The sequence below is a fragment of the Geodermatophilus sp. SYSU D00698 genome, assembly GCF_054050335.1.
In genome coordinates this window covers 1-3421 of the sequence record NZ_JBJGZD010000047.1, presented here as the reverse complement: position 1 = coordinate 3421, position 3421 = coordinate 1, and the positions used below count along the sequence as shown (strand labels likewise).

Here is a 3421-nt window from a genome sequence, read left to right as displayed (position 1 = left end):
GCTCTGCCCCCGGTCGGGGGCAGAGCACGAGCGGCGGTCGGGGAGCAGGAGCCGGACGCGACGGAGCCCGCGTCCCCTCGAACGGGACGCGGGCTCCGGGCCTGCGGGGAAGCGGGGCTCAGGAGGCCCCGGGGCGGGCGGCGATGCCGGCCAGGGTCTCGTCCATGTCCCGGTCGCTGTCGGCCGTGCCGGCGTGCACCAGCAGGATCGGCGTCAGGTCGTCGGCGGCCGGGACGGGCCCGGCACCGGCCGGGGCCAGCAGCAGGGCGGGCAGCGTCTCGGTCTCCGCGGCGACCTGGACGCCGGCCCTGCGCAGTGAGTCGGCCACGTTGCGCCGGACGCCCCGCCGGCCCTCCGCGGGCCGCAGCTGCAGCGGCACCCGGCGGCCCACGGCGGCGTGCGCGGCCAGCCGGAGGGCGGCCCGGCCGGAGGCGTCGCCGTCCTGCAGCACCGCGACCGGCCCGCCCGGCTGCAGGCCCGCCTCGCCGAGCTCGCCCGAGACGGTGACGACCGAGCCGCGCAGCGACGGCGGCCAGGGAGTGCCGGCGGTGAGCGCGCCTTCGACGATGCCCCAGCCGCTGCGGACCAGGACGACGTCGGCCGCGGTGCTGCCGGCCAGGTCGGCCACCTCCGCCCACGGGTCCTCGCTGAACCGCGAGGCGACCGACGCCTTCAGCCCCCGGGCCTCGACCAGCCGGGCCAGGGACCGCAGCTCGTCGGCCACGGTGGCCATCAGCTCGAGGTCGGCGCCCAGGCCGCTGGACACCTCGGGCCTGGGCCGGGAGCGGCGGACCACGCGGGTCAGCACGACCTGCGCGGGCGACTCGCGGCCGACCAGGTCGCAGGCCAGCTCGACCAGCGCGGCGTCCCGGTCGGGCTCGTCCACGACGACCACGACGGTGTAGGCCTCGGTGAGCCCCATCTCCGCCCGCTCGGCCGCGGCGATGTCCCGGTCGAGGATCCGCCTGGGGTAGACGAGGTTGAGCAGCGGCGTGGCCATGCCCGTCGTCACCAGGGCCATGATCACCATGAGCGTGAACATCTCGCCGTCGAGCACGCCCTGCTGGACGCCGATGTTGAGGATGACCAGCTCGGTGAGGCCGCGGGTGTTCATCAGCGTGGCCAGGGCGGTGGACTGGCGCCGCGGGACCCGCATGGCCCGCGCGGCGGCGTACGCGCCGACGAACTTGCCGGAGATGGCGACCAGCAGGATCAGGCCGAGCTCGCCGAGGCCGGCCAGGTCGATGGCGCCGACGTCGACGTTGAGGCCGGTGATGACGAAGAACACCGGCAGCAGCAGGAGCACGCTGACCTGCTCGAGCCGGTCGATGATCTCGTGGTTGAGCCGGGCGGCGCCCTTGCGGGGCATGACGACGCCGAAGAGGAAGGCGCCGAAGATGAAGTGGATGCCGATCTCCTCGGCCACCCAGGCGCTGGTGAGGATGCCGATGAGGACGCCGGCGAGCATCTCCGGGGTGAGCTGCCCGAGCCGCTCGTAGCGGGTGACGAGGACCCGCAGCACCGGCTTGACCACCAGGAACATCACCAGGGCGAAGGCCACCGACAGGCCGAGGATCAGCACCACGCCGGTGAACGACGAGGCGGCCACGATCGCCACGACGACGGCCAGCAGGCACCAGGCCAGGACGTCGTCGACGGCGGCGCAGGCCAGCGCGAGCACGCCCGTGGGGACGCGGTGCATCTGCCGCTCGGCGAGGATCCGCGCGAGCACGGGGAACGCGGTGATGGACATGGCCACGCCCATGAACAGGGCGAACCCGAGGAAGGGGATCACCGAGGTCGACCCGTCGGTCGCGGTGAAGACGTCGTGCTGGGTGTGCAGGTAGGTCGCCAGCAGCACGCCGAGCGCGAACGGCAGCAGGATCGACGCCAGCGACACCGAGACGGCCACCTTCTCCCTGCCGCGCATGAACGACAGGTCCACCTCGAGGCCGACCAGGAACATGAACAGCACCAGGCCGAGCTGTGCCAGCACGTTGAGGAACGGCCGGATGTCGGTCGGGAACAGCAGCAGGTCGAGGTCGCCCGGCAGGGCGCCGAGCAGCGTCGGGCCCAGGAGGATGCCGGCGACGATCTCGCCGACGACGGCCGGCTGACCGACCTTGACGGCCAGCCGTCCCATCAGCCGGGCGATGACCATGATCACCGCGAGGTCGACGAAGACGTAGGCGATGATCTCTGCGACGGGGCGCGCTTCCACGTGTTCTCCGGGCATGGCTGTCCGCGCCGCGTGGGACCGCGCGGGAGTCGGTTGGGACGGCGGGGACCGGGCACCCGGGGCCACGCCGGGCGCGGATGCTAGCCGCGGCGGTCCGGTCGCAGGGGTCCCGCGCGCGCGGCATCTCGGCGGGCGCGAACCGGTTCCCGGACGGCGGGTCCCCCGGCACACTGTGCCGCTGCCGCGCACCGCGGCGTCCGGCGCGGCCGGGGATACAGCGTTTCAGGAGGACATGCATGGATGCCGTCGGCCTGGTGGGCGCGGCGCCTGCCAACATCGCGGACTACCAGGTGGTCCGCGTGCTCGGTGAGGGCAACAACGGCCGCTTCTACCTCGCCCGCCCCCCGGCGCGGCTCGGCCTGCCCGACGAGTACGTCGCGGTGAAGGTCTTCACCGGCACCCACAGCGAGCAGGCCTACGAGCGGGGCGTGCGGGAGCTGCGCGCCTTCGCCCAGGTGGCCTCGCCGTACCTGGTCAAGGTCTACGACGCCGTGCTGCAGGACAGCTTCCTGTACGCGATGGAGTACTGCCCCCTCGGTTCCCTGGCTGCCCCGGCGCGGCCGCTGAGCCGCGGCGAGGTGCTGCGCGCGGTGGCGCACGCCGCGCACGCCGCGCACGCGCTGCACGAGGCGGGCCTGACCCACGGTGACGTCAAGCCGGCCAACGTCCTGCTCACCGAGGAGGGTGGCAAGCTCTCCGACCTGGGCCTGGCCCGCTACCTCGCGCCGGGCGTCACGCTGACCGGCATGGCCAGCGCCGCCTCGGTCGAGTTCCTGGACCCGGCGCTGCTGCGCGGTGACCGGCCCTCGCGGGCCACCGAGGTGTTCGCCCTGGGCGCCACCCTCAACCGGGCGCTCACCGGCACCGGCCTGTACGGCGAGCTGCCCGACGGCGAGCCGCTGCTCGCCATCCGCCGGGTGATGAGCGCCGAGCCGGCGATCGCTCCCGGCCTGACCGACGAGGAGGCCGCGCTCGTCTCCGAGTGCCTGGCCCCGGTGGGGCAGCGCCCGGTGACCGCGCTGCAGGTGGCCGAGCGGCTGGACCGGATGGCCGCCGAGGCGCTGGGCGCCGCCCGCGCCTGACCGGCGTCCGACACGACGAGGGCCCCGGGGCCCCCCGGGCGCGGGGGCGGGGCCCCCGGCGTGTGCGGGGGCCCGCAGACTGGACGCGTCTCGGGATTAC

The 3421-nt window shown here is 74.7% G+C and carries 2 protein-coding genes; one reads left to right on the top strand and one right to left on the bottom strand.

Annotation, left to right across the window (positions count from 1 at the left end):
- Nucleotides 1-118 precede the first annotated feature (118 nt).
- A complete protein-coding gene (locus tag ACI8AB_RS22650; protein WP_456951979.1) occupies nucleotides 119-2221 on the bottom strand; it encodes a cation:proton antiporter in 2103 nt (700 codons plus the stop codon).
- 254 nt (nucleotides 2222-2475) lie between these two features.
- Between ACI8AB_RS22650 and ACI8AB_RS22645 the strand changes: the two genes are divergently transcribed.
- The gene (locus ACI8AB_RS22645) at nucleotides 2476-3321 is read left to right on the top strand and encodes a protein kinase domain-containing protein (RefSeq protein ID WP_387985253.1); all 846 of its coding nucleotides are present in this window, start codon (nucleotides 2476-2478) and stop codon (nucleotides 3319-3321) included.
- The last annotated feature ends 100 nt before the right edge of the window (nucleotides 3322-3421 follow it).